The sequence below is a fragment of the Pseudomonas sp. BF-R-26 genome, assembly GCF_019947395.1.
Lineage (GTDB): Bacteria > Pseudomonadota > Gammaproteobacteria > Pseudomonadales > Pseudomonadaceae > Aquipseudomonas > Aquipseudomonas farris.
Genome location: NZ_JAGYGK010000014.1, coordinates 102,278 through 128,378, shown reverse-complemented (window position 1 = coordinate 128,378; position 26,101 = coordinate 102,278). Strand labels below are relative to the sequence as shown.

At 60.2% G+C, this 26,101-nt stretch carries 20 protein-coding genes; 17 read left to right on the top strand and 3 right to left on the bottom strand.

All coding sequences use genetic code 11. From position 1 onward, the window contains the following. Positions 1–43 precede the first annotated feature (43 nt). The 16 genes from KGB18_RS21435 to ureC all read left to right on the top strand — a co-directional run bounded on the left by KGB18_RS21435 (position 44) and on the right by ureC (position 17,808). Complete coding sequence (locus KGB18_RS21435) at positions 44–2,161, top strand: TonB-dependent copper receptor (RefSeq protein ID WP_223570439.1); 2,118 nt, start codon at positions 44–46, stop codon at positions 2,159–2,161. Positions 2,162–2,285: 124 nt separating this feature from the next. Beyond that, positions 2,286–3,665 carry a PepSY-associated TM helix domain-containing protein gene (locus KGB18_RS21430; RefSeq protein ID WP_223570438.1) on the top strand — a complete coding sequence of 460 codons (1,380 nt, stop codon included), beginning with the start codon at positions 2,286–2,288 and terminating at the stop codon, positions 3,663–3,665. 198 nt (positions 3,666–3,863) lie between these two features. Beyond that, entirely contained in the window at positions 3,864–4,652 is a 789-nt protein-coding gene (locus KGB18_RS21425) for an ABC transporter ATP-binding protein (protein WP_123718999.1), read from the top strand. Then, on the top strand, positions 4,649–5,608 hold the full coding sequence (locus KGB18_RS21420; RefSeq protein WP_223570437.1) for an ABC transporter substrate-binding protein: 960 nt from the start codon (positions 4,649–4,651) through the stop codon (positions 5,606–5,608). The genes KGB18_RS21425 and KGB18_RS21420 overlap by 4 nt, the downstream gene beginning before the upstream one ends. Further along, positions 5,605–6,615 carry a FecCD family ABC transporter permease gene (locus tag KGB18_RS21415; RefSeq protein WP_201062541.1) on the top strand — a complete coding sequence of 337 codons (1,011 nt, stop codon included), beginning with the start codon at positions 5,605–5,607 and terminating at the stop codon, positions 6,613–6,615. Before KGB18_RS21420 ends, KGB18_RS21415 begins: the two co-directional genes overlap by 4 nt. A gap of 848 nt (positions 6,616–7,463) precedes the next feature. Further along, on the top strand, positions 7,464–8,729 hold the full coding sequence (gene urtA, locus KGB18_RS21410) for an urea ABC transporter substrate-binding protein (RefSeq protein ID WP_007907378.1): 1,266 nt from the start codon (positions 7,464–7,466) through the stop codon (positions 8,727–8,729). Between the two features lie 161 nt (positions 8,730–8,890). Next, the gene (urtB, locus tag KGB18_RS21405) at positions 8,891–10,393 is read left to right on the top strand and encodes an urea ABC transporter permease subunit UrtB (protein ID WP_223570436.1); all 1,503 of its coding nucleotides are present in this window, start codon (positions 8,891–8,893) and stop codon (positions 10,391–10,393) included. Next, positions 10,393–11,469, top strand: coding sequence for an urea ABC transporter permease subunit UrtC (gene urtC / locus KGB18_RS21400; RefSeq protein WP_223570435.1), 1,077 nt, complete (start codon positions 10,393–10,395; stop codon positions 11,467–11,469). Before urtB ends, urtC begins: the two co-directional genes overlap by 1 nt. Further along, the gene (gene urtD / locus KGB18_RS21395; RefSeq protein WP_223570434.1) at positions 11,469–12,341 is read left to right on the top strand and encodes an urea ABC transporter ATP-binding protein UrtD; all 873 of its coding nucleotides are present in this window, start codon (positions 11,469–11,471) and stop codon (positions 12,339–12,341) included. Before urtC ends, urtD begins: the two co-directional genes overlap by 1 nt. A 139-nt stretch (positions 12,342–12,480) precedes the next feature. Beyond that, the gene (gene urtE / locus KGB18_RS21390; RefSeq protein ID WP_123721453.1) at positions 12,481–13,179 is read left to right on the top strand and encodes an urea ABC transporter ATP-binding subunit UrtE; all 699 of its coding nucleotides are present in this window, start codon (positions 12,481–12,483) and stop codon (positions 13,177–13,179) included. Positions 13,180–13,209: 30 nt separating this feature from the next. Continuing rightward, the gene (locus KGB18_RS21385; protein WP_201062539.1) at positions 13,210–14,049 is read left to right on the top strand and encodes an urease accessory protein UreD; all 840 of its coding nucleotides are present in this window, start codon (positions 13,210–13,212) and stop codon (positions 14,047–14,049) included. Positions 14,050–14,207: 158 nt separating this feature from the next. Beyond that, positions 14,208–14,510: an urease subunit gamma gene (gene ureA, locus KGB18_RS21380; RefSeq protein ID WP_007937143.1), complete on the top strand. Its 303-nt coding sequence runs from the start codon at positions 14,208–14,210 to the stop codon at positions 14,508–14,510. A 9-nt stretch (positions 14,511–14,519) separates the two neighbouring features. Then, complete coding sequence (locus KGB18_RS21375; protein ID WP_223570433.1) at positions 14,520–15,053, top strand: GNAT family N-acetyltransferase; 534 nt, start codon at positions 14,520–14,522, stop codon at positions 15,051–15,053. Positions 15,054–15,058: 5 nt separating this feature from the next. Continuing rightward, the gene (locus tag KGB18_RS21370) at positions 15,059–15,592 is read left to right on the top strand and encodes a GNAT family N-acetyltransferase (RefSeq protein WP_123721456.1); all 534 of its coding nucleotides are present in this window, start codon (positions 15,059–15,061) and stop codon (positions 15,590–15,592) included. Then, positions 15,592–15,900 carry an urease subunit beta gene (locus KGB18_RS21365; RefSeq protein ID WP_008011171.1) on the top strand — a complete coding sequence of 103 codons (309 nt, stop codon included), beginning with the start codon at positions 15,592–15,594 and terminating at the stop codon, positions 15,898–15,900. The genes KGB18_RS21370 and KGB18_RS21365 overlap by 1 nt, the downstream gene beginning before the upstream one ends. Positions 15,901–16,107: 207 nt before the next feature. Further along, the gene (gene ureC / locus KGB18_RS21360; RefSeq protein ID WP_223570432.1) at positions 16,108–17,808 is read left to right on the top strand and encodes an urease subunit alpha; all 1,701 of its coding nucleotides are present in this window, start codon (positions 16,108–16,110) and stop codon (positions 17,806–17,808) included. A gap of 67 nt (positions 17,809–17,875) precedes the next feature. Here the strand turns inward: ureC and KGB18_RS21355 are convergent, their stop codons facing one another. Next, on the bottom strand, positions 17,876–23,158 hold the full coding sequence (locus tag KGB18_RS21355; RefSeq protein WP_223570431.1) for an NEL-type E3 ubiquitin ligase domain-containing protein: 5,283 nt from the start codon (positions 23,156–23,158) through the stop codon (positions 17,876–17,878). A gap of 242 nt (positions 23,159–23,400) precedes the next feature. Between KGB18_RS21355 and KGB18_RS21350 the strand changes: the two genes are divergently transcribed. Then, positions 23,401–24,528 (top strand): sensor histidine kinase, encoded by a 1,128-nt coding sequence (locus KGB18_RS21350; protein ID WP_123721459.1) that lies wholly within the window; start codon positions 23,401–23,403, stop codon positions 24,526–24,528. A 155-nt stretch (positions 24,529–24,683) separates the two neighbouring features. Here KGB18_RS21350 and KGB18_RS21345 read toward each other — a convergent pair whose 3' ends face one another. Then, positions 24,684–24,989: a chaperone modulator CbpM gene (locus KGB18_RS21345; protein ID WP_095052922.1), complete on the bottom strand. Its 306-nt coding sequence runs from the start codon at positions 24,987–24,989 to the stop codon at positions 24,684–24,686. Positions 24,990–25,013: 24 nt separating this feature from the next. Beyond that, complete coding sequence (locus KGB18_RS21340) at positions 25,014–25,961, bottom strand: DnaJ C-terminal domain-containing protein (RefSeq protein WP_123721726.1); 948 nt, start codon at positions 25,959–25,961, stop codon at positions 25,014–25,016. Between the last annotated feature and the right edge of the window lie 140 nt (positions 25,962–26,101).

Below are 26,101 nucleotides of genomic sequence, written 5' to 3'. Positions count from 1 at the left end.
GGCTGCCGGCCGTGTCGTTTACGACTGTTCGATGGAAATTGTCATGTCCAGGTTTTCTGCTGACACACGTTTGGGCGCTGCCCAGGCTTCTTTTGCCCTGAACGAATCCCGCGTTCGTTTCAGGCACGCCACGGCCGTTCTTTGCGGCTTGCTGCTGACACCGATGGTGCTGGCCGATGAACACGCCGACCACACCGAAGAACTGAGCCCGACGGTGATTACCGCCATCGCGCCGAGTTCGCCGCTGACCATCGTCACCAACCCCAAGGACCCGCGCCAACCGGTGCCGGCCAGCGACGGTGGTGATTATCTGAAGACCATCCCCGGTTTCGCGCTGGTGCGCAACGGCGGCACCAACGGTGATCCGGTGCTGCGCGGCATGTTCGGCTCGCGACTGAATATCCTCACCAACGGCAGCATGATGCTCGGCGCCTGCCCCGGCCGAATGGACGCGCCGACTTCGTACATTTCACCGGAAACCTACGACAAACTCACCGTCATTAAAGGCCCGCAAACCGTGCTTTGGGGCCCCGGCGCATCAGCCGGCACCGTCCTGTTCGACCGTGAGCCGGAAAGCTTCGGCGAACTCGGCACCCGGGTGAACGCCAGCGTGCTGGCCGGTTCCAACGGCCGTTTCGACAAAGTAGTGGACGCCGCTGCCGGTGGGCCGCTGGGTTACGTGCGAGTGATCGGCAACACCGCGCATTCCGACGATTACAAGGACGGCAACAACGACACCGTGCCCTCGCGCTATGACAAGTGGAACGGCGACGTTGCTGTCGGCTGGACCCCAAGCGCCGACACGCTGCTGGAACTGACCGCCGGCAAGGGCGATGGCGAAGCCCGTTACGCCGGGCGTGGCATGGACGGTTCGCAGTTCTTGCGCGAAAGCCTGGGCCTGCGCTTCGAGCAATCAAACATCGGTGAGGTGCTGGATAAGGTCGAGGCGCAGGTCTACTACAACTACGCCGACCACGTGATGGACAACTACACCCTGCGCACGCCGTCCGGCACCGGGATGATGGCCGGCCCCATGGCCTCCAACGTCGACCGCCGAACCCTCGGCGCGCGGATCAAAGCCACCTGGCGCTGGGCTGATGTGCAACTGATCGGTGGCCTGGATGCGCAAACCAACGAACACCGCCAACGCAGCGCCATGGGCGTCGACGCCTACAAGGATGTGCCGCGCAACAAGGACGCCGACTTCCATAACTACGGCGTGTTCAGCGAACTGACCTGGTACGCCGCCGACCGTGATCGGCTGATCACCGGGGCACGACTGGATCGCGCGTCGGCCAAGGATTATCGGCAGACCATCGGCTCCGGGATGATGGCCCGCCCGAACCCGACGGCCGACGACACCCGCGCCGACACCTTGCCCAGCGGTTTTGTGCGTTACGAGCATGACCTGGCTGACAGCCCGACCACGCTGTATGCGGGCCTCGGTCACTCCCAACGTTTCCCGGACTACTGGGAGCTGTTTTCGCCCAAGTCCGGCCCCGCCGGTTCGGTGAATGCCTTCGACTCGATCAAGCCGGAGAAAACCACCCAGCTCGACTTTGGCCTGCAATACAAGACCGAAGACCTCGAAGCCTGGGCCTCGGGTTACGTCGGGCAGGTGCGTGACTACATCCTGTTCAACTACACGCCGGGGATGATGGGCATGACCTCGCAAGCCGAGAACATCGACGCGCGAATCATGGGCGGCGAACTCGGTGCAGCCTACAAGCTGACGGCCCACTGGAAAGCCGACGCGACCCTGGCCTACGCCTGGGGCAAGAACAGCAGCGACGGCAGCGCCCTGCCGCAGATGCCACCGCTGGATGCACGTTTCGGCCTGACCTACAGCGAAGACAACTGGAGCGCCGGCGCCTTGTGGCGCGTGGTTGCGGCGCAGAACCGCATCGACCAGAACAAGGGCAACGTGGTCGGCAAAGATTTCGACACGAGCTCTGGGTTCGGCGTGTTCTCACTCAACGGCGCGTACCGGATCAACAAGAACTGGAAGGTCAGCAGTGGCGTCGACAATCTGTTCGGCAAGGCCTACGCCGAACACCTGAACCTGGCGGGCAACGCCGGTTTTGGCTTCCCGGCCAATGACCCGCAAGCCATCAACGAACCGGGGCGCACGCTCTGGACCAAGGTGGATATGAGTTTCTAAAAGCATCGCGGGCAAGCCCGCTCCCACATGGGCGACGTTGAACCTGTGGGAGCGGGCTTGCCCGCGATCGGTTGCGCAGCAACCGCACTAAACAATAAAGAACTACGCCTAGCGGAGCACACGAATGAAACAGCCCAAACCGAATTTCTACAACCTGGCCTGGCGCTGGCATTTCTATGCCGGCCTGTTCGTCGCGCCATTCATGGTGATGCTGGCCTTGACCGGCATCATCTACCTGTTCAAACCGCAACTCGATCCGTTGATGTACGGCAGCCTGCTGAACGTCCCGGTTGCTCATCACAAAGTCTCCGCCGACGACCTGCTCAAACGGGTGAAAGAGGCGTACCCACAAGGTCAGATCAAACAGTACCTGCCGCCGGTCAACGCCGAACGCAGTGCGCAATTTGTCGTCATCAATGAAGGTCATGAACTTAACGTGTTCATCGATCCGTACCACGGCGACATCCTTGGCGAGCAAGACGCGAAGAAGAATCTGCAAGCAGTCGCGCGATCGATTCACGGCGAATTGATGATCGGCACCGTCGGTGATCGACTGGTGGAACTGGCCGCCGGTTGGGGCGTCGTGCTGGTGGTTTCCGGGGTATTTTTATGGTGGCCGCGCGGCCAGTCCGCCGGGATTCTCTGGCCACGCTTGAACAGTCGTGGCCGAGTGCTCTGGCGTGACCTGCACGCGGTGACCGGGTTCTGGGGCGCATCATTGTTGCTAGTGATGCTGCTCAGCGGCATGACCTGGACCGGGTTCTGGGGCAAGCAATACGCCGACCTCTGGAACCGCTTCCCGGTAGCCATGTGGAATGACGTGCCGAAGTCCGACGTCGAGGCCCGCAGCCTCAACAGCGCCACGCGCCAGACCGTGCCGTGGGCCATGGAAAACACGCCGATGCCGATGTCCGGCGACCACGCCGAACACATGGCCCACGCCAGCACGCAAACCGGTCCGGCAGCGCCGACCATCAGCCTGCAAGACGTGCAAAACATCGCCGTGCAACGTAAGGTCGAGCCCGGCTACAGCATCACCTTCCCCACCACGGCTACCGGCGTGTTCACCATCGCGGTGTTCGCCGACGACCCGCGCAACGACGCCACCTTGCATGTCGACCAGTACACTGGCGACGTCCTCGCCGACGTGCGCTGGCAGCATTACAGCAACGTCGCCCGGGCCACCGAAGTCGGCGTGATGCTGCACGAAGGCAAGATGTTCGGCCCGTTCAATCAGATCATCGTGCTGCTGATTTGCCTGATGATTTTGCTCAGCGCCGTTAGCGGTGTGGTGATCTGGTGGAAGCGCCGGCCACAGGGCAAGTTCGGTGTACCGCCGTTGCGTCACGACCTGCCGAAATGGAAAACCGCGATGGTCATCATGTTCGGGCTGGCGGTGATATTTCCGTTGGTGGGGGCTTCGCTGGTGGTCGTGTGGGTACTGGATCGGGTGCTGCTGTCGCGCTTGAGCCGGCAAACTGAATCCACTTCAGCTTCATCATGAAGCAGGTGAGATGCGTGTTTTAGAGGGATCTATAGACTTCTGGCGATTATCTCTGAAGCATAGGGCCTCTTCGCGGGCAAGCCTCGCTCCTACAAGGTTTATGTCGATCACAAATATTGCGTACGACACAAAACCTGTGGGAGCGAGGCTTGCCCGCGAAGGCGTCATCAGCAACACCAAAAACCCCAAGAGAACTGCATGACCTCGCTGAACCTCACGAACCTCGCCTGGACACCCCTGGGCCACGGCCATTGCCATCATCAGTTCCAGCTGCGTGACGCGTCGCTGCACGTGGCCGCCGGTGAGTTCGTCGGGTTGATCGGCCCCAACGGCAGCGGCAAGACCAGCCTGTTGCGGTGCGCCTACCGCTTCAGCAAACCCGAGAGCGGTGAGGTAAAGCTCGACCATCACAACGTCTGGAAGCAATCCTCACGCTGGTGCGCGCAACGCATTGCGGTGGTGTTGCAGGAATTCCCCGACGCCTTCGGCCTGACCGTCGAGGAAGTGGTCGCCATGGGCCGCACGCCGCACAAAGGCCTGTTTGATGGCGACACCCTTGAAGACCGAAAACTCGCGACCCACGCCCTCGAATCAGTCGGCCTCAAGGGCTTCGAAGACCACGCCTTCGCCACCCTTTCCGGCGGTGAAAAACAGCGGGTAATCCTCGCCCGCGCCTTGGCTCAACAACCGCACTTGCTGATCCTCGATGAACCGACCAATCACCTCGACCCGCGCTATCAGCTGGAGCTGTTGCAACTGGTCAAGCGGCTGCAGATCGGCACACTGGCGAGTATTCACGACCTCAATCTGGCTGCGGCTTTCTGCGATCGGCTGTACGTGATCAATCACGGTCGCATCGTTGCCAGCGGCCCGCCCAAAGAAGTCCTGACCGCACAACTTTTACACAACGTGTTCGGCGTCGACGCCCTGATCGATGACCATCCCTTGCACGGCTACCCACGAATCACCTGGATAACCCAACCATGACTTTGCGTTCCCTGCTGCGCTCCAGCCTCTCCATTGCTTTACTGCTGGGCAGCGCCCATGTGGTTGCCGAAGCCACGCATTACCCGCTGACCATTCAGAGTTGCAACCGCGAAGTCACCTTCAAGGCTGCACCGAAACACGCAGTCAGCCATGACATCAACATGACCCAGATGATGCTCGCCCTCGGCCTCAAACCAAGGATGGCCGGGTATAGCGGCGTGACGGGCTGGAAGTCGGTGACGCCCGAGATGCAGACCATCCTCGATGGCTTGCCGGAGCTGGCGGCCAAGTACCCGTCGGTGGAAACCCTGCTCAACGCCAACGTCGATTTCTTCTTCGCCGGCTGGGATTACGGCATGCGCGTCGGCGGTGATCTCACGCCGCAAACCCTGCAACCGCTGGGCATCAACGTCTACGAACTCACCGAGTCCTGCGCCTTCGTCATGAAGCGCCCGCCCGCCAGCCTGGAAGACACCTACAACGACCTGCGCAACCTCGGAAAAATCTTCGACGTGCAGGACCGCGCCAACACCGTGATCGCCGAGATGCAGGCGCAAGTCGCCGACATCCGCAAGGATCTGCCGACAGACAAGCCACGTGTATTTCTCTACGACAGCGGTGAGGACCGGGCCATGACTTCCGGTCGCCTCGGCATGCCTCAAGCGCTGATCGACGCTGCCGGTGGGCGCAACATTCTCGACGACGTCGAGGCGAGCTGGACTCGGGTGAATTGGGAGAACGTGGTCGAGCGCAATCCGCAGGTGATCGTGATCGTTGATTACGGCGAAGTCACCGCCGAGCAGAAGGAACAATTCCTGCTCAACAACCAGGCCCTGCAATCGGTGGACGCGATCAAAAACCAGCGCTTCATCGTCATTCCGTACGTGCAGGCCACACCCGGGATCGACAACGTGCTGGCGGTCGAAACCCTGACCAAGGGTTTCCACGGCGAATGATCGATCGTCGCTATGCCTTGTTGCTGATGGCCCTCGGCGCGCTGTTGCTGGTGTCGTGCGTGGTGTCGCTGGGCTTCGGCCCGGCGCGGGTGCCGGTGGAGGTGGTCTGGCGAATACTGCTGCACAAGATTATTGGCTTCGGTGCTGCGGACTGGACGGCCGGCCAGGAACACATCGTCTGGCTGATCCGCGTGCCGCGCATGTTGCTCGGCGCGTTGGTGGGTGCCGGCCTGGCGTTGATTGGTGCGGTGCTGCAAGCGGTGACGCGCAATCCGCTGGCGGATCCGCACCTGCTAGGTGTGACCTCCGGCGCGACCCTCGGCGCGGTGATCGTGGTACTGCATGTCGGTGAGATTGTCGGGTTGCTGACCTTGCCGATCGCGGCGTTTATTGGCGCGCTGCTGAGCATGTTGATCGTGCTGATGATCGCCAATCGTAATGGGCGACTGGACAGTGATCGGCTGCTGTTGTGCGGCGTGGCGGTGTCATTCGTGATGATGGCGATCGCCAATCTGCTGTTGTTTCTCGGTGATCACCGCGCCAGTTCTGCGGTGATGTTCTGGATGCTTGGCGGGCTCGGGTTGGCGCGCTGGGAATTGCTCGCGGTGCCGGCCGCCAGTGTGTTGCTTGGGTTGGTGTTGTTGCTGGGGATGGCCCGGCCATTGAATGCGTTGATGGCGGGTGAGCAGACGGCGGTGACTCTCGGTTTGAATGCTCGCACCGTGCGGCTGCGGGTGTTTTTGATTGCGTCGTTGATGACTGGGGTGTTGGTGTCGATCAGTGGGTCGATCGGGTTTGTCGGGCTGATGGTGCCGCACATTGCGCGGCGGTTGGTTGGGGCTGAACATCGGCGATTGCTGCCGGTGTGCGTCTTGTTGGGCAGCCTGTTCCTCGTCTGGGTCGACGTGGCCGCACGCACCCTGATCGCCCCGGAAGACTTGCCCATCGGCGTCGCCACCGCCGCCATTGGCGGGTTGTTCTTCATCGGTCTGATGCGCCGTCGCTAATCTCCAAAAGAACCACTGCACCTGTGGGAGCTGGCTTGCCTGCGATGACGGCGGCACATTCAACATCACCGTGACTGCCCCACCGCCATCGCGGGCAAGCCCGCTCCCACAGGATTTGTGTCGTACACGGATTTTGTATATGACCGCTCCCCCTGTGGGAGCTGGCTTGCCTGCGATGACGGCAGCACATCCACCATCACCGTGACTGACCCACCGCCATCGCGGGCAAGCCAGCTCCCACAGGATTTGTGTCGTACACAGATTTTGTATATGTCCGCTCCCCTTGTGGGAGCTGGCTTGCCTGCGATGACAGCGGCACATCCACATCACCCTGACTGACCCACCGCCATCGCGGGCAAGCCCGCTCCCACAGGATCTGTGTCGTACACAGATTTTGTATATGACCGCTCCCCTTGTGGGAGCTGGCTTGCCTGCGATGACGGCAGCACATCCACCATCACCGTGACTGACCCACCGCTATCGCGGGCAAGCCCGCTCCCACAGGATCTGTGTCGTACACAGATTTTGTATATGACCGCTCCTCCTGTGGGAGCTGGCTTGCCTGCGATGACGGCAGCCCATCCAATATCCCTGTGACTGACATACCGTCTTCGCGAGCAAGCTTCGCTCCTACAGGGGGCGAGGCAATATCTGCGCCCCAATCTGGCGCACCTCTTCGCACCAGTGCGCCAAACGCGGTCTTTCATGGTGCGCCGCCAAACCCGCGCAACCGCTCTAATACGACATTTCCTTGCCCGTCCCCGACCGGGCACAGCCCTTGCTAAAGACCCTTCAGTCGTCCGCATCTGCCAACCATAAAAAACTTTAACGTTCATGGAGATCGCACAATGAAGCGTCGCAGTTTGATCAAGGCTTTCACACTATCGGCAAGCATTGCCGCGATGGGCATGGCCTGGACGGTCCAGGCCGCCGAGACCATCAAGGTCGGTATTCTGCATTCGTTGTCCGGGACCATGGCGATCTCCGAAACCTCGCTCAAAGACATGGCGTTGATGACCATCGACGAAATCAATGCCAAGGGCGGCGTGAACGGCAAGATGCTGGAGCCGGTGGTCGTCGACCCGGCGTCGAACTGGCCGTTGTTCGCCGAAAAGGGCCGGCAGTTGCTGACTCAGGACAAAGTGGCGGTGGTGTTCGGTTGCTGGACCTCGGTGTCGCGTAAATCGGTACTGCCGGTGTTCGAAGAACTCAACGGCCTGCTGTTCTACCCGGTGCAGTATGAAGGCGAAGAGATGTCGCCGAACGTGTTCTACACCGGCGCGGCGCCTAACCAGCAGGCGATTCCGGCGGTGGAATACCTGATGAGCGAAGAAGGCGGCAGCGCCAAGCGTTACTTCCTGCTCGGCACCGACTACGTTTACCCACGCACCACCAACAAGATTCTGCGCTCGTTCCTGCACTCCAAAGGTGTGGCCGACAAGGACATCGAAGAGGTCTACACTCCGTTCGGCCACAGCGACTATCAAACCATCGTGGCCAACATCAAAAAATTCTCCGCCGGTGGCAAGACTGCGGTCATCTCCACGGTCAACGGCGACTCCAACGTGCCGTTCTATAAAGAGCTGGCCAACCAGGGCCTGAAAGCCACCGACGTTCCGGTTGTGGCGTTCTCCGTGGGCGAAGAAGAACTGCGTGGCATCGACACCAAACCGCTGGTGGGCAACCTCGCGGCGTGGAACTACTTCGAGTCGGTCGAGAACCCGCAGAACAAGAAGTTCGTCGCCGACTGGAAGGCCTACGCCAAGAAACACAACCTGCCGGGCGCCGACAAAGCGGTGACCAACGACCCGATGGAAGCCACCTATGTCGGTATCCATATGTGGGCGCAAGCAGCCGAGAAAGCCAAGTCCACCGACGTCAACAAAGTCCGCGAAGCCCTGGCCGGCCAGACCTTCGCCGCGCCGTCCGGTTACACCCTGACCATGGACAAGACCAACCACCACCTGCACAAGCCGGTGATGATCGGCGAGATTCAGGCCGACGGTCAGTTCAACGTGGTGTGGCAGACCGAAGGGCCGATCCGCGCCCAGCCGTGGAGCCCGTTCATTCAGGGTAACGACAAGAAGCCGGATTATGCGGTGAAGAGCAACTAAAGCCACTGGGTGTCGGGGCTGGGCACGGAGCTCGGGCCCGACACAAATCCCTGTGGGAGCTGGCTTGCCTGCGATGGCATCACCTCGGTGCATCAGATACACCGAGTCGTCTGCATCGCAGGCAAGCCAGCTCCCACAATGTCCGCGCAAGGCGACTTTTTATGCCCACCGCCCTTTACCGCTTGATCCTCGCCATCGCACTTTTGTTACCGATGGCCACCCACGCCGGCGACGCCGAAGACTTCGTCGCAGCCAATCCTGTGCAACAAGCAAAACTTCTCGAAGCCTGGGCCGCGCAGCCCGATCCGGCCCGTATCGAACTGATCAACGCCCTGCAACAAGGCCAATTGACCCTCGATGGCCAGCCGAAAACCCTGCGCCTGAACAACCGTCTACGCGGTCTGATCGACACCGCTTTGGCCAGCCACCAGTTGCTCGCCGCCGACGCCAGAATCCGCTTGGCCGCCGCGCAGCAATTGCAGAAAAGCGCCAAACCCGCGCAGCTGAAATTCCTCGACCAGCAACTGGCTGGCGAAAAAGACGAAAGCGTTCACGCCGCCCTGAGCCTGGCGTTGGCCAACCTGCAATTGGTCGATACCGATCCGGCCGTACGCCTCGCCGCGGTGCGTCTGCTCGGTGAAACTGGCGACCCACTGGCCCGCACCCGCCTCGAAGGTTTGCTTGAACCCGGCGTCGAAGCCGATGCCAATGTGCGCACCGCCGCCGAAACCAGCCTGGCCCAGGTCAAGCGCAAATTGCTGATCGGCGAGATGCTTGGGCAGGCCTTCAGCGGCATGTCCCTCGGTTCAATTCTGTTGCTGGCGGCGTTAGGTCTTGCAATCACATTCGGCCTGCTCGGTGTGATCAACATGGCCCACGGCGAGATGCTGATGCTCGGCGCTTACTCGACGTACGTGGTGCAGCTGATGTTCCAGCGCTTCGCCCCGCAGGCCATCGAGTTCTACCCGCTGATTGCCCTGCCGGTAGCGTTTTTTGTCACCGCCGGGATCGGCATGGCGCTGGAGCGCACGGTGATTCGTCACCTCTACGGTCGCCCATTGGAAACCCTGCTCGCCACCTGGGGCATCAGCCTGATGCTGATTCAGTTGGTGCGCCTGGTGTTCGGCGCGCAGAACGTCGAAGTGGCCAACCCGGCGTGGTTGTCGGGCGGAATTCAGGTGTTGCCCAATCTTGTGTTGCCATACAACCGCATCGTAATCATCGCGTTCGCCTTGTTTGTGGTGGTGCTGACCTGGCTGCTGCTGAACAAGACGCGCCTCGGTTTGAACGTGCGCGCCGTCACCCAGAACCGCAACATGGCCGCCTGCTGCGGCGTGCCGACCGGCCGCGTCGACATGCTCGCCTTCGGCCTCGGCTCGGGCATCGCTGGCCTCGGCGGCGTGGCGCTCAGCCAGATCGGCAACGTCGGCCCGGACCTCGGTCAAAGTTACATCATCGACTCGTTCCTGGTGGTGGTACTCGGCGGTGTCGGTCAACTGGCCGGTAGCGTGCTGGCCGCCTTCGGTCTGGGAATCGCCAACAAAATTCTCGAACCGCAGATCGGTGCGGTGCTGGGCAAAATCCTGATCCTCGCGCTGATCATTCTGTTCATCCAGAAACGTCCGCAAGGCCTCTTCGCACTGAAAGGACGGGTGATCGACTGATGAACCAGCCTCTGCTGCTCACGGCCACACAAAAGGCCGGCCCAAAAGTAACCCTCGCTGTTGGCGCGGTAATCCTTGTTTTGCTGCTGGCGTTGCCGCTGCTGTCGCTGTTATCGCCCATCAGTGTTTTTCACGTCTCGGCCTACACCCTCACGCTGGTGGGCAAAATCCTTTGCTACGCCATCGTCGCCCTGGCCCTCGATCTGGTCTGGGGTTACGCCGGCCTCTTGTCGCTGGGTCACGGTCTGTTCTTCGCCCTCGGCGGCTACGCGATGGGCATGTACCTGATGCGCCAAGCCTCGGGCGATGGCTTGCCCGCGTTCATGACCTTCCTGTCGTGGACCGAATTGCCGTGGTACTGGACCGGCACCAGCAGCTTCCTCTGGGCCATGTGTCTGGTGGTGTTGGCGCCGGGCCTGCTCGCGCTGGTGTTCGGTTTCTTCGCCTTCCGTTCGCGGATCAAGGGCGTGTATTTCTCGATCATGACCCAGGCCCTGACCTTCGCCGGGATGCTACTGTTTTTCCGCAATGAAACCGGGTTTGGTGGCAACAACGGCTTCACCAACTTCCGCACCATTCTCGGGTTTGGCATCACTGAACCGGGGACGCGTGCGGTGTTGTTTTTCGCCACGGTGCTGTTGCTGGTGGCGAGCCTGTTCATCGGTTGGCGGCTGGCGCAAAGCAAGTTTGGCCGGGTACTGACCGCGTTGCGCGACGCGGAAAACCGCCTGATGTTTTGCGGCTACGACCCACGCGGTTTCAAGTTGTTTGTCTGGGTGTTGAGCGCGGTGTTGTGCGGCTTGGCCGGCGCGCTGTATGTGCCACAAGTCGGCATTATCAACCCGAGTGAAATGTCGCCGACCAACTCCATCGAAGCGGCCGTTTGGGTGGCGCTGGGTGGTCGCGGCACGCTGATCGGTCCACTGCTCGGCGCTGGTGTGGTCAACGGGATGAAGAGCTGGTTCACCGTGGCGTTTCCGGAATACTGGCTGTTTTTCCTCGGCGCGCTGTTCATCGTCGTGACGTTGTACCTGCCTAAAGGCGTGATCGGGTTGCTGAAGAAAAGGGGTGAGTAATGAGAGTGACTGCAACGGCTGAATTCATGCTCGAACCGGCCTTTTTTCCGCCGCTGGAGCCCAACAGGGACGCCGGCAGCAGCCGCGATGCCATCGGCCTCGGCCAGAGCGCCGGCAAAGGTCTGAATACCCGACACGGCACCATCCTGACCCTGGAAGACATCAGCGTCAGCTTCGATGGTTTCAAGGCGCTGAACGATCTGAACCTGTACATCGGCGTCGGCGAACTGCGCTGCATCATCGGCCCCAACGGCGCGGGCAAGACCACGCTGATGGACGTGATCACCGGCAAGACTCGCCCAAGCCACGGCAAAGCCTGGTTCGGTGAAACCCTCGATCTGACGCAGATGAGTGAAGTGCAGATTGCTCAGGCCGGTATCGGTCGCAAGTTCCAGAAACCGACGGTGTTCGAAGCCTTGAGCGTGTTCGAAAACCTGGAGCTGGCGCAGAAGACCGACAAGTCGGTATTGGCCAGCCTGCGGGCTCGTCTCAGTGGCGAACAGAAAGATCGCATCGCTGAAGTTCTGGAAACCATTCGCCTGACCGCCTCGGTCAATCGCCCGGCGGGGTTGTTGTCCCACGGTCAGAAGCAGTTTCTGGAAATCGGCATGCTGCTGATGCAGGACCCGCAATTGTTGCTGCTCGATGAGCCGGTGGCAGGCATGACCGACGCCGAAACCGAATTCACCGCCGAGTTGTTCAAGAGCCTGGCGGGCAAGCATTCGCTGATGGTGGTGGAGCACGACATGGGCTTCGTCGGCTCGATCGCCGACCACGTCACCGTGTTGCACCAGGGCAGCGTGCTGGCCGAAGGGTCACTGGAACAGGTTCAGGATAATGAGCGGGTGATCGAGGTTTACCTCGGCCGATAGACCTGCGAATAAAGGACCTGTGGGAGCGGGCTTGCCCGCGATGAGGCCTGCACATCCAACATCTTTGTTGAGTGACACACCGCCATCGCAGGCAAGCCAGCTCCCACAGGGTTCTGTGTGGAACAGAAGGAATTTGAACATGCTGCAAGTCGACAAGCTGCACCAGTACTACGGCGGTAGCCACATCCTGCGGGGCTTGACGTTTGAGGTGAAGGTCGGCGAGGTCACCTGCCTGCTCGGACGCAATGGCGTGGGCAAGACCACCCTGCTCAAATGCCTGATGGGTTTGCTGCCGGCCAAGGAAGGCGCGGTGAACTGGGAAGGCAAACCGATCACCACGTTCAAGCCGCACCAACGGGTGCATGCCGGCATCGCCTATGTACCTCAGGGGCGGGAAATCTTTGGTCGATTGACCGTGGAAGAAAACCTGCTGATGGGCCTCTCACGGTTTCCCGGCGCTGAAGCGAAGGAAGTCCCGGCGTTCATTTACGAGCTGTTCCCGGTGCTGCTGCAAATGAAGCAACGGCGCGGCGGTGATTTGTCTGGTGGTCAGCAACAGCAACTGGCGATCGGCAGAGCTCTGGCCAGTCGTCCACGGCTACTGATTCTCGACGAACCCACCGAAGGCATCCAGCCGTCGGTGATCAAGGAAATCGGCGCAGTGATCAAGCAGCTTGCAGCGCGCGGCGACATGGCGATTCTGCTGGTGGAGCAGTTCTACGATTTCGCCGCCGAACTGGCCGATCAGTACCTGGTGATGTCCCGGGGCGAGATCGTGCAGCAGGGTCGCGGCGAAAATATGGAAGCCGAAGGTGTCCGTGGACTGGTTACGATCTAACCTGCAGCCTCCTGACGATAATTAGAAATCATGAATTTACCTGCCCCCTTCACACTGTTCACCCCCAGCTGGCATGCCGAGCTGGAACTCGGCTACGCCCGTTTCGGCGACAGCACACGCCCGGTGCAGCGTCGCCACAAAGGCCCGTTGCGGGTGCAGAAGCATTTGTACGCCGAAGGCCCCGAGGTGTGTCAGCACATCATCGTCCACCCGCCGGGCGGAATTGCCGGAGGTGATCGGCTGGACATCTCGGCCAGTGTCGGTACGGACGCCTGGGCGCAAATCACCAGCCCCGGCGCCGCCAAGTGGTATCGCGCGGGCGGGCCGGCTTATCAGAAACTCGACCTGCACGTGGCCGCCGGTGCTACGTTGGAGTGGCTGCCGCAAGAGACGATTATCTTCAGCGACGCTCAGGCGGAACTCAGCACCAGTATCGACCTTGAGGGCGATGCGCGGCTGTTCTACTGGGACGTGGTGGCGCTGGGTCGCCCGGCCAGCGGCGAGCGCTTCGACCTCGGGCATTTTCAGGCGCACCTGGATATCCGCCGCGACGGCCAGTTGCTCTGGCACGAACGCCAGCGCATTGTCGGGAACGATGGTTTGCTGGATTCGCCGATAGGCCTGGATGGCCAACCGGTGTTTGCGACGTTGCTGGTGACAGGTGAAATTGATAGCGAATTGCTGGAGAAGTGCCGCTCGCTGAGCAATGACGTGCGCGGGGATCTGACACAGTTGCCGGGGCTTTTGGTCGCTCGATGCCTGGCCAGTGAAGCGTTGTTGGCACGTGGTTGGCTGATTGATTTGTGGCGGTTATTGCGCCCGGCGTTGCTGGGGCGAGAAGCCGTCCCACCCAGAATATGGGCCACCTGAATGATGCTTTTATGTGGGAGCGGGCTTGCCTGCGATAGCGGTCTTACAGTCAACATCTTTGCAAGATGTTATGGCCTCATCGCGGGCAAGCCCGCTCCCACAGATTTTGTATTTACAAATCCGAATACCTTTTTATCTGCCCAGATGGATTCCAAACGATGGACCTGACCCCACGCGAAAAAGACAAGCTGCTGATCTTCACCGCCGGCCTCGTGGCCGAACGGCGTTTGGCTCGCGGCGTGAAGCTCAATTACCCGGAGGCCATGGCCTATATTTCCGCGGCGCTGCTCGAAGGGGCGCGTGACGGCCAGACCGTGGCCGAGCTGATGCATTACGGCACCACCCTGCTCAGCCGCGAACAAGTGATGGAAGGCATCCCGGAAATGATCCCGGAGATCCAGGTCGAAGCGACGTTCCCCGACGGCACCAAACTGGTCACCGTTCACCAACCGATCGCCTGAGGCCGCGCCATGACTTACCACATCCGCGATGCGCTGCTCGCCGATCTGCCGGCGATCCGCGATATCTACAACGACGCCGTGCTCAACACCACGGCGATCTGGAACGAACAGGCCGTGGACCTCGGTAACCGCCAGGCCTGGTTCAGCGCCCGGCAAGATCAGGGTTATCCGATCCTGGTGATCGTCGACGGCGATAACAGCGTACTCGGCTACGCTTCATTTGGTGACTGGCGGCCGTTCGACGGGTTCCGCCACACGGTCGAGCACTCGGTGTATGTGCGCAACGACCAGCGGGGCAATGGCCTCGGCCCGCAACTGATGGAAGCGCTGATCGAACGCGCCAAAGGCTGCAACAAACACGTGATGGTCGCCGCCATCGAAAGCGGTAACGGCGCCTCGATTCGGCTGCACGAGCGGGCCGGTTTCGTCGTCACCGGCCAAATGCCGCAGGTGGGTACCAAGTTCGGCCGCTGGCTGGACCTGACCTTCATGCAACTGATCCTCGACCCGGGCGCAATGCCACCCGGTCCCCACAAGGAGTGATACCCATGAACGCCGCCCAACTGCGCCGCGTCAATGTTGAAAGCTTTGCGCACTATCGTCAGGGTTTGATTGATTTGCTGCTCGACGCCGTCGGCTATGGCGCCAGTGTCGGGTTCATGGCGGATCTGGATGCGACTCAGGCCCGAGCCTATTTCGATGAAGTCCAGGAAAACCTGAACAAAGGCAACGTGCTGCTCTGGGTGGTGGTCAAGGACGAACAGGTACAGGCCAGCGTGCAACTGACGTTGTGCCAGAAAGCCAATGGGTTGAACCGCGCCGAAGTGCAGAAATTGCTGGTGCGTGAACACGCCCGTCGTCGCGGCCTGGGCCAACAGATGATGCATGCCCTTGAACTTGCAGCCCGCCAACACAAACGAGGCATGCTCTACCTCGACACCGAGGCCGGCTCCCCCGCCGAAGACTTCTACAAGGCGATGGGCTACACCCGCGCCGGCGAAATCCCCGACTACGCCTGCGACCCGAACGGCCGCTACAAACCGACTGCCCTTTACTACAAGATTCTCCAAGGAGCCCATTGATGATTCCCGGTGAATACCAGATCCAGCCCGGCGACATCGAACTCAACGTTGGCCGCCGCACCCTCAGTTTGAAGGTGGCCAACAGCGGTGACCGGCCGATCCAGGTCGGCTCGCATTATCACTTCTTCGAAACCAACGACGCCCTGACCTTCGACCGCGCCGCCAGCCGCGGCATGCGCCTGAACATCCCCGCCGGCACCGCCGTGCGCTTCGAACCGGGGCAAAGCCGCGAGGTCGAGTTGGTGGACCTGGCCGGGCATCGCCGGGTGTTCGGGTTTGCCGGGCGGATCATGGGCGATCTCGACTGATATCTGCGGTGTTCTCAGAAAGATCGCAGCCTCGCTCCGCTCGACAGCTCCTACAGAGACTGCAGGCAACCGGGAATTTGCGTGAACACCTGCGGCACCTGAAATTTCGCGGTCGTACACACCCTGTAGGAGCTGTCGAGCGAAGCGAGGCTGCGATAGCGAGCGACGCGAGCGGTCTCAAACACAATTGAATCCCAAGGCAAGCGCATGAAAATCTCAAGACAAGCCTACGCCGACATGTTCGGCCCCACCGTTGGTGACAAGGTCCGTCTGGCCGACACCGAGCTATGGATCGAAGTGGAACAGGACTTCACCACCTACGGCGAAGAAGTGAAATTCGGCGGCGGCAAAGTCATTCGCGACGGCCAGGGCCAAAGTCAATTACTGGCTGCGGAAGTGGTCGACACGTTGATCACCAACGCCCTGATCATCGACCACTGGGGCATCGTCAAGGCGGACGTTGGCCTCAAGGACGGTCGCATCGCCGCCATCGGCAAGGCCGGCAACCCGGACATCCAGCCCAACGTCACCATCGCGGTCGGCGCCAGCACCGAAGTGATCGCCGGTGAAGGCATGATCCTCACCGCCGGCGGCATCGACACCCATATCCACTTCATCTGCCCGCAGCAGATCGAAGAAGCGCTGATGAGCGGCGTCACCACCATGATCGGCGGCGGCACTGGCCCGGCCACCGGCACCAACGCCACTACGTGTACCTCCGGGCCATGGCACCTGGCGCGCATGCTTCAGGCCGCCGATGCGTTTCCGATGAACATCGGCTTCACCGGCAAGGGCAACGCCAGCCTGCCGGAGCCGTTGATCGAACAGGTCAAGGCCGGCGCCATTGGCCTGAAGTTGCACGAAGACTGGGGCACCACCCCGGCGAGTATCGACAACTGCCTGAACGTGGCCGATCAGTACGACGTGCAGGTGGCGATCCATACCGACACCTTGAACGAGTCCGGCTTCGTCGAAACCACCCTCGCCGCTTTCAAGGGCCGCACCATCCACACCTACCACACCGAAGGTGCCGGTGGCGGCCATGCACCGGACATCATCAAGGCCTGCGGTTTTGCCAACGTGCTGCCGAGCTCGACCAACCCGACCCGGCCGTTCACCCGCAACACCATCGATGAACACCTCGACATGCTGATGGTCTGCCACCACCTGGACCCGAGCATTGCCGAAGACGTGGCCTTCGCCGAAAGCCGCATCCGCCGCGAAACCATCGCCGCCGAAGACATCCTTCACGACCTCGGCGCCTTCTCGATGATCAGCTCCGACAGTCAGGCCATGGGCCGCGTCGGTGAAGTCATCACGCGCACCTGGCAGACCGCCGACAAAATGAAAAAGCAGCGCGGCCCGCTGCCCGGTGACGGCGAAGGTAACGACAACTTCCGCACCAAACGCTACATCGCCAAATACACCATCAACCCGGCGATCACCCATGGCATCAGCCATGAAGTGGGTTCGGTGGAAGTGGGTAAGTGGGCCGATCTGGTGCTCTGGCGCCCGGCGTTTTTCGGGGTCAAACCGACGCTGATCCTCAAGGGTGGCGCCATTGCGGCCAGCCTGATGGGCGACGCCAACGCTTCGATCCCGACACCGCAACCGGTGCACTACCGCCCGATGTTCGCCAGTTACGGCGGCTCGTTGCACGCCACCAGCCTGACCTTTATCAGTCAGGCGGCGCAGGAGGCCGGATTGCCCGAAGCGTTGGGCCTGAAAAAGAAAATCGCCGTGGTCAAAGGCTGTCGCGACGTGCAGAAAACCGACCTGATCCACAACGATTACCTGCCAAACATCGATGTCGATCCGCAAACCTATCAGGTCAAGGCTGACGGTGTATTGCTGTGGTGTGAACCGGCGGATGTATTGCCGATGGCGCAGCGCTACTTCCTGTTCTGAGCCTTCACCCGCAATGAAAAAAGCCTCGGCCAAGGCATATCCCTTGAGCCGAGGCTTCAGCTACGACCTATAGCGAATACTCGGGGTCAATCGTGAAGGGAATATCAACCCTTTGCAGGCCCGCTCGATCTATGGCTTGTTGAGTGAGCCGATTCATCAGCGCCTTCATCTGCTCGTCTATTTCACTCAACGCTTGTGTGTATTCCTCCTCCGTCATTGCACGCCCGTGAGCGAACTCGTCTTCCGGTTTGCCTGACTCTACGGCCAGCGCTTTGATTTGCATCTCAAGGTCAGTCATTTGCGCTACAGAAAGATCTGTCCCGTTGGCCCGTCTCCGCAAGGCGTCCTGTAAGTCAGTGGTCACGTCGATTCGGCGCTTGAAACCATTGAAAGCCTCGCGGTTCGAATCCTCCAGCCAGGTTCTCCAGAGCGGTTGCTTGAGAATCTGATCGCGCAGCAGGTCACCTTCCTCCAGGACTTTGACCCGCTCAAACGCCGCCTCGATCATCTCTTTCGTTACACCGGCGATCTTGCGAAATTGCATGCCCCGGGCTTGCCACGGAAGATCCAGGCGCTCGGCCAGATCAGTCATATAGGCCAGATGGACTTCGACTTCGTCAATGGTTCCGGTGACTCCCCCTTCAGGGTCGACTCGCCTGAACTGCTCCCCCTCGGCCAACCGTGCAGCGACTCGCTGACGAGCGATGGCCCCAAGCTCATCCAGCCGGGATTTCCCTCGAGCCAGCTCGAGCAACTGAGGTTCAATCAGGTCCGGGCGGATCAACCTGTAGGCTTCGTGAATGAGCACTTCCACCCCCATGGCATTGAACAGCTGCGTGCCGCCGTCCACGCACTCCGTGGGCGTCACAGCCTCGCTGAAGAGCTTCGCCCGCAACTCGCTGTTATCGGCCATGGCCTCCAGCATTCGCCAGACTTTCGCCGTCAACTCTTCGCAATAGGCGCCACCTTCATTGAAGTCGGCGGACTGGGTGAGTTGCCTGATCTCATTGAAAAAGGCCTCCGAGTGGAACTCATCTTCAACCGCGTTCCAGATTTCCTCTCTGGCCTGCCACTGGAGCTCGGACATTCCATGCGCCCAATCGGCGCTGTCCAGTGTGCCTCGGGGCGGGAATGTGCGCTCGGGATCCAGGCCGACCGATTCGATGTAAAGCTTGAGGGTGTTCAGATTCTTCGCCGATAGCCATTGCGGTTCGCGACTGAGGAATGTGCGAGCCAGCAATTCGGCGCGGAACGAACCTGGTGCTACCTCCGGTATTCGACTGAGCGGATTGTTGCGCAGATCGAGGAAAATATTTCGTGGGCGCGGCTGGGAAAACAGTCCCACAGGCCAGCTGTCCAGCCCCGTTTCGCTCAACAGCAGCACCTGTAGCCGTGGCATCCGGCTGATATCGGGAGCGAGTTGCAACGGATTCCCGCGCAACCCTAGCGACCTGAGACGAGTCAGCTTCTTCAGCCGCGCCACTCCCACCGCGTTCAGTTCGATCCGGTTGTTGTTGAGCACCAGATCGGTCAGATGACTCATGTCATCGATTACCTGCGGTATACCCATCAACCGGTTTCGTTCCAGGTTCAGGAACCGTACCCGGCGAAACGGTCGCAGAAAATGTTCCTGCTCAGGCAAGAGGTTGGTGCTACCCAGGCTCAGGGTAGTGACATGATCGAAGTTTGCCTCCAGTTTCGGCATGGTTACAAGATGCCGGTTCATGGGCAAACCATCCAGAATCAACGCTTGGGGCTCAAGGATGCCGGGGACCTCGACGCCTCGTGGCCCGGTTCTCTGCCAGCATTGCCGGATCGCTTTGTAGACCTGGTTTCTAGAGTGCCACTGCGCGACACCCTCCGGGCCGAAACGAAAGGAGGCCGTTGGTGAGTTCATCCAGCGTTGCAGTGTCAGGTTCAACTGACTGAACTCTCGCTCCAATGCAGCCAGCCGCCCTTGCACCGCCCCACCGTTGTGACCGAACGCCGTCAGCAGCCCTTCGATCTGCTCCGGTGCAAAACCCGGGTAGAGCGCCCTGGCTCTTCGACGCAGGCCCATCCCGTGCGGTACCTGCTGCGCATAGCCTTGCATGCCGCCACGAAGGCGCATGGTGGCCGGGTCGTAGGTGGGCTTGCGAATGGGGTTTTCCAATAGAATCGGCTCAAGCTGTCGGTGGGCCAATGGGTGCTCTTGAACGGCTTTTTCGAGTTGCGCTGCTTCGTGGATCTGAAAACCCAATGCCTCTCGCTGCCTGTCGGGCAATGCATGCAAGACCGCCGCGTACAGGTTGTCCTCGCCATGCAGGTGTTGATCCAGGTCGTCGCGTGCCTGGTACGTGCCCTTTTCATCGACGATCAACACTTTGCGAGTCGGCGCATCCGCCGAGCCAATGCTGTCGACCAACACCCCCTCGAATGAATACTGTCGAACCTCCAGCCGCAAATCCGTCGGCCACCCCGGAAGGTTTGCCAAGGAGTGCAACTCCAGCCGGGCGGTGTCGGCGTTGTAGATATCTGGCAGGTATAGCCCTTCGTAGGCCCGAGTCAGCCGTACCTGCTGCTCCGCCTCTTCCGCTCGCCGATACACGGTCAGGGGCAGGCGTTTTTTCTCATTCAGATGCTGTAAGTCACTCGGTTCGGTATGGCGCAACAGCTCTTCGGCCATGCTGGTCGACAGCCCCGGGTGATTACTTTTGAGTAAGTTCACCGAGGGGTTTTCCGAGCGCTCGCGAGCGGAATACAGTCGATCGAAGAGGCGTTCCTTGTTTTTTCGCGCCTGCCCGCCAAGCAGATCCCGCACCGCGTCGATACGCTCCTGCCGGATACCCGACCGCCATTGACCCAGAACATCGTGCAATTGTTGTTCATCAAGGAACTCGACAACACGCTCAGGCAATTTCCCGTCGAGCACTTCCTTGCGGCTCATTTTCAAGGTGTCTGCCGGCAACGCATCCGCGTAGCCGTCCTTGATCGACAAGCCTGAAAGACTCGGCGCCTCAAAGACTTCAATGGCCTTGCCTTCGGGCCAGCCCGGTAGCTCAGTCATGAACCGTGAGATAAAACCCACCCACTCCTCACTGATCTGATTGGCGAGAATTCGTTCTGCACAGGCTTCGGTATCCGCATACACCTTGAAACGCTTGAGCGTGTCGAGCAGCACGGCAGGCGGGGTTTCATGCTCAACATGCATCCGTCGCAGGGCATCTTCGTGCACACCGCTCACGGTCAGAATCTGCTCCAGCGTCTCATCGGAGAACCCGTCGACCGAAGGCCCCAACCGTCTCAATAATCGGCGCTTGTTCCAGCCCAGCGGTTGATCGAGTTCGGTCTTCCAGCTACCGGCACCGTTGTGCTCCAGCAACGGTTGATACGCGTCGGGACGGCTCGGGTGTTGAAGGCGGTGCAGACCCGTGCCCGGATCCTGCTTCACGCCATAGTATTTATCGTCGAGACGCAGGAGATCCTGTTCCTGATGCCGGTAAATGCCTTGCTCGCTCGCGGACGCATCTACCGGCAAGACGACTTTCTGTTCATAGGGCCGCAGATCGGGATTCCACAAGCGCTCCCTGCCCTCGTGCTCCACAGGTTTGAGACGCTCGATGAAGGGCGAGACCTTCGGGGTCACGCTACCCTCAGGCAAAACATGCCCCGCGCCCATCAGGGCCAATTGGGCAAAATTGATCAGTACGCCATTGAAGTAGGACGAGGCCTGTTCCTTATCGCCCTTGCTCCAGTCTTCGATACCTTCGGCCAGTTCCTCCAACATTTGCGCAACCATGATCCCCAGCATCGCCTCCCCTAAGCCGGGCACCAGCATCGCGGCGAAATTGAACAGGTTCCAGCCGATGTCCAGAAAGCTGGTCAAGCGTTTGAAACGGCTTGCGGCATCTTCATCGTCGGTCGGCACCGCCATTTGCCGGGCGTCGGCAATGGCTTTGTCGCGCCGCTCGCGAAACAGCCTCTCCCAGAGATCGCCGCTGAGCTGGTTGGTGACGGGTTCAGCATCAGGATTCTCGATCGCGGTTTCGCGCCACCACGGGCCCATATCCAGCGGTTGGCGTGGCTGCCAGGTGAACGTCTTGAGGCGTTCGTTGACTCGCGAAAAAAACCGTCCCTTGTCCTTGTGCGCCACGAACCGACTGAAAAAAGCCTGATAGTCCGTCTCTCGCAACTGACCAATCAGCGTATTCAGAAATTCGCTTAGCGATGCATATTCTTTCAGCGGGTGATTCGGATCATCGGGAACGTAAGCGATCAACGGGCCGGTCAGACGACTCTGTCGATAAATATCGTCACTGCGCAGCATTTCATCGGTGACGCCCTGTTGGCCGTTGGCAAAGAACGCCTGCAACAATTTGTACTGTTCATCCTCTTTCCCCGGCAACACCGGGATACGGTGCGACCACTCATTCCAGAACTTCAATGTGGTGGGCGTCAATGCATCAATGGCCCGCTTTATCTCCGAGGGGTCGCTGACCGCACTGAACAGTACGATGCCGGTCAGCCTGAAACCCATCAGCGATAACCGGTGGCTCAGCAGCGGACGCTCATACAAAGTGATATCCGACTGTTGGTTGCGCACCTGCCTCAGCGTGCCGTAGACGTAATCGCTGATCTCCCCCTTCATGCGCGCCACCAGCATTGCGACATCGAAGGCAGCCTTTTCACTGGCGATCGATTGCGCCTGCAAAGTTTGGCGTGCCTGCGCAGCAGTCGGCAGCAGAATGGCTTTGAGGTGCCGTTGGTATTGCCCACCGATATCCAGCTGCCGGCATTGCGCCGCGAACGCCGTTGGCGTAATCGCCGGGTCCTGCACGAGGCTGCCACGCGAGTCCTTGCGGTAAATGCCGGAACTGTTGCGCCAGGCGTCGCTACGGGTTTCCGAGGCCTCGAAATTGTGCAAAGCGGCTTCAAGCAAACTGGATTGCCGAACCCGACTGGCGCCAGTGTCAATCCCGAAGATCATGGTACTCGGCACTTCGAGTTGCACACTCAACTCGTCGATGTTGCCGACGCCATTGAAGCTGGAGCGCATCATCGTGCTCAACAGTGGCTTGGCGAAAGTATCGATATCCTGTTGCAAATGACCCAGCGTCTCGTCCAGCAGCCCTTGCAGGCGCCAGCGCTCATCAATCAGGGTTTTCAGATACTGGCGGTCGATTTCACGTGCGCCCATGTACCACTCGGGCCACTCGGCGTTCATCCCGAGGAGAGGTTTGAGCCGCGATGCCGATGCAGATTTAATGGCGTTCGGCAGGACGCCGATCACCCGGGCGTAATGAATGCCCTGATTTTCGCCAGTGGAACTGGCATTGGTTTCGATTGAATTGCTTCCCTGCAAATCAGACATGACTCAACAACCTTGGTGTTAAGGGGTAGAGCAACCAGCCTATTCACTCCTGCCGCAAAAAAAAGACCAAATAACTGTTAGGCCAAAGCAGATACCGTTCGAAAATCATGGAGCCGAAAATATATAAATACCGCCTCCGTTGGCTCCGATAGTGCCAGCGCATCAACGGTCGTTTTTTCAGCCTCCCAAAGGCGCTACTATGCGATTCGCTGCTCCCCTTCCCCTGCCCCAGGTAACCATTTATGCGCCTTTCCGAGTTCATCGTGTTCCACGTTGACCGTATCGTCGATGAATGGGAGCAATTTGCCAGAACAATCACCCCCGCGGCCGACAACATGGACGGCGTGTCCCTGCGCGATCATTCAAAAGCGATCCTGCTGGCCGCCGCACGGGACATGAGCAAACCCCAATCCGCCAGTGAACAGCTGGCAAAAGCCAGGGGCGAAGGTCCGGAGAAAACCCCGAGCCTGGACGAAGCCGGCGCCAGCCATGGCGAGTTGCGGCATACCGTGGGCTTCGACCTGGTGCAGATGACCAGCGAGTTTCGCCATTTGCGCGCGTGTGTGATCCGTCTGTGGGTCAACAGCCTGGACTCGCCGGACCTGGCCTACTTCCAGGACATGATCCGCTTCAACGAAGCCATCGACGAAGCCTTGGCCGAATCTACCGCGGCCTATGCCGAGCAGGTCAATCATTCCCGGGACATCTTTTTGGCGATCCTCGGCCATGACCTGCGCGCACCGCTGCAAGCGGTGAGCATGTCTACCGAAATACTCATGCGTAAAACCAACCTTGAGGGTGACGCATTGACCTGTGCGCTCCACATCAAGCGCGGCACTCGCCACATGGCGGTGATGATTGGCGATTTGCTGGAGCTGGTCCGCAGTCGCCTGGGCAAGAGCCTGCCGATCGAACCGGCGCCCATGGATCTGGCCGATACGGCGCGTGAAGCGATTGCGCAGGCCTGCGCCGCTCATCCGCAATGCGATCCGACATTGAGCGTCGAAGGCGATACCCAAGGTGTGTGGGATGGCCGAAAGCTCAATCAGATGTTGCAGAACCTGATCGGCAATGCATTGCAACACGGTTCGAACAACAGCGCGGTCAAACTGACCCTCAGGGGCGAAGCGGACAGCGTTCGGCTCACTGTGCACAACGACGGTGCGCCGATTCCACCCGAGGCGATCTCCACAATCTTCGATCCGCTGGTGCGCAGTGCCGACGAAGAGCTCGGAGCGCCGACCACCAGCCTCGGTCTGGGACTGTTCATCGTCAAGGAAGTGGTGAAGGCCCATCAAGGGACGATCGACGTCAGCTCCAATGAGGTTGATGGGACGTTGTTTACTGTGGTGTTGCCCAGAAAGGGGTGAAGCCCTGTGGCGAGGGGGCTTGCCCCCGTTCGACCGCGAAGCGGTCGCAATTCCTGAGAATGAGATGGGCTTGAAAAAATCCGGGGGCATTGGTTTTTGGGGCTGCTTCGCAACCCAACGGGGGCAAGCCCCCTCGCCACAGGGAGTGTTTACAGCTACTCGACCACCAGCCGCCCCAACCGCTGCTTGAGCATGCGGTTTTCGGCCCGCAGTTGCTGGACCTCTTCCAGCAGGTCCAGCGCCAGGGCGACGCCTTCCCATTCCAGCTCAAGGTCGCGCCGCAGCTTGGCAGCACGCTTGGCCAGCACCAGCTCATAATCGGTGAAGCGCCAATCCTTGGGCAGGGCTCCCTGAGGTTCGAGGATGCCGTGTTCGACGATCTCGATCACGTGCACGTCCGACAGTTCGGTCGCCTCGCAGAATTCTGCCAGGTCCAGTAGAACGATCACGGGGTCGCTCATGATTGGCTACTCCTTATCTCAAAATCAAAAGTTCTCTCGCGGATCGAAAGCGGCTTTTTTTGCCAGCTCCTCCCACAATTCTTTGACGTCATGGTCGAGTTTTTTTGGCATTACTGCCTTGAGCTGCACGAACAGATAGCCACGATGACCAGCCTTGTGCAGCAGGCCATGGCCCTTGGCGCGCATGCGCTGGCCATTCTGGCTACCGGCCGGAACCTTGAGGTTGATCTTGCCGGTCAGGGTCGGCACCGCGACTTCGGTCCCCAGCGCCAGCTCCCACGGTGCCAGCGGCAAGGTGATGATCAGGTTCTCGCCTTCGACGTCGAATTTGGGGTGCGGCGCAAAACGGATGGTCAGGTACAGGTCGCCATTGGCCCCGCCACCGATGCCCGGAGCGCCCTGGCCCTTGAGGCGGATGCGCTCACCGTCGGTCACGCCGGCGGGGATCTTCACGTTCAGGCTTTTACTGGTGTTGCTGACATGCTGGCCGGCAGCGTTGTAATGCGGCACCTGGAAGCTGACCTTCTTCGATTCGGTCGAGAGGGTTTCTTCCAGAAAAACCGGTAATTCCATTTCCACGTCTTGCCCTCGACGCCCGGCACTATGACCCGACCGTCCACCACCATTGAAACCCGGACCACGGTTGCCGAAGATCGAACTGAAAAAGTCCGAGAAATCGCCCGTGTCCTGACCACCACCACCGAAACCGCCGCGGCTCTGCCAACCCGGTGGGCCCTGAAAGGGCTGACCGTGGTGGCCGTATTTGCGCAAGTCGTCGTATTCGGCGCGCTTGTCGGCGCTTTTCAGCGCTTCATAGGCTTCCGAAGCGTCCTTGAATTTGGCCTCGGCGTCCTTTTCCTTGCTGACATCGGGGTGGTATTTGCGCGCCAGCTTTCGATAGGCGGCCTTGATCGCCTTATCGTCCGCGGTCGGCTCCACACCGAGAATCTTGTAATAGTCTTTGAAGTCCATCGAGGGAATCACCATCCATTATCGAAATCGCGCAGCCAGGTACAGCATGCTCTTGTTTGCAGCATTTGGATTGACCGATCTCAACTTTGTGACCGGGCAGCGCATCAGAAGTTTATCGGCAGCAGGGCGCGGTTCTTGCA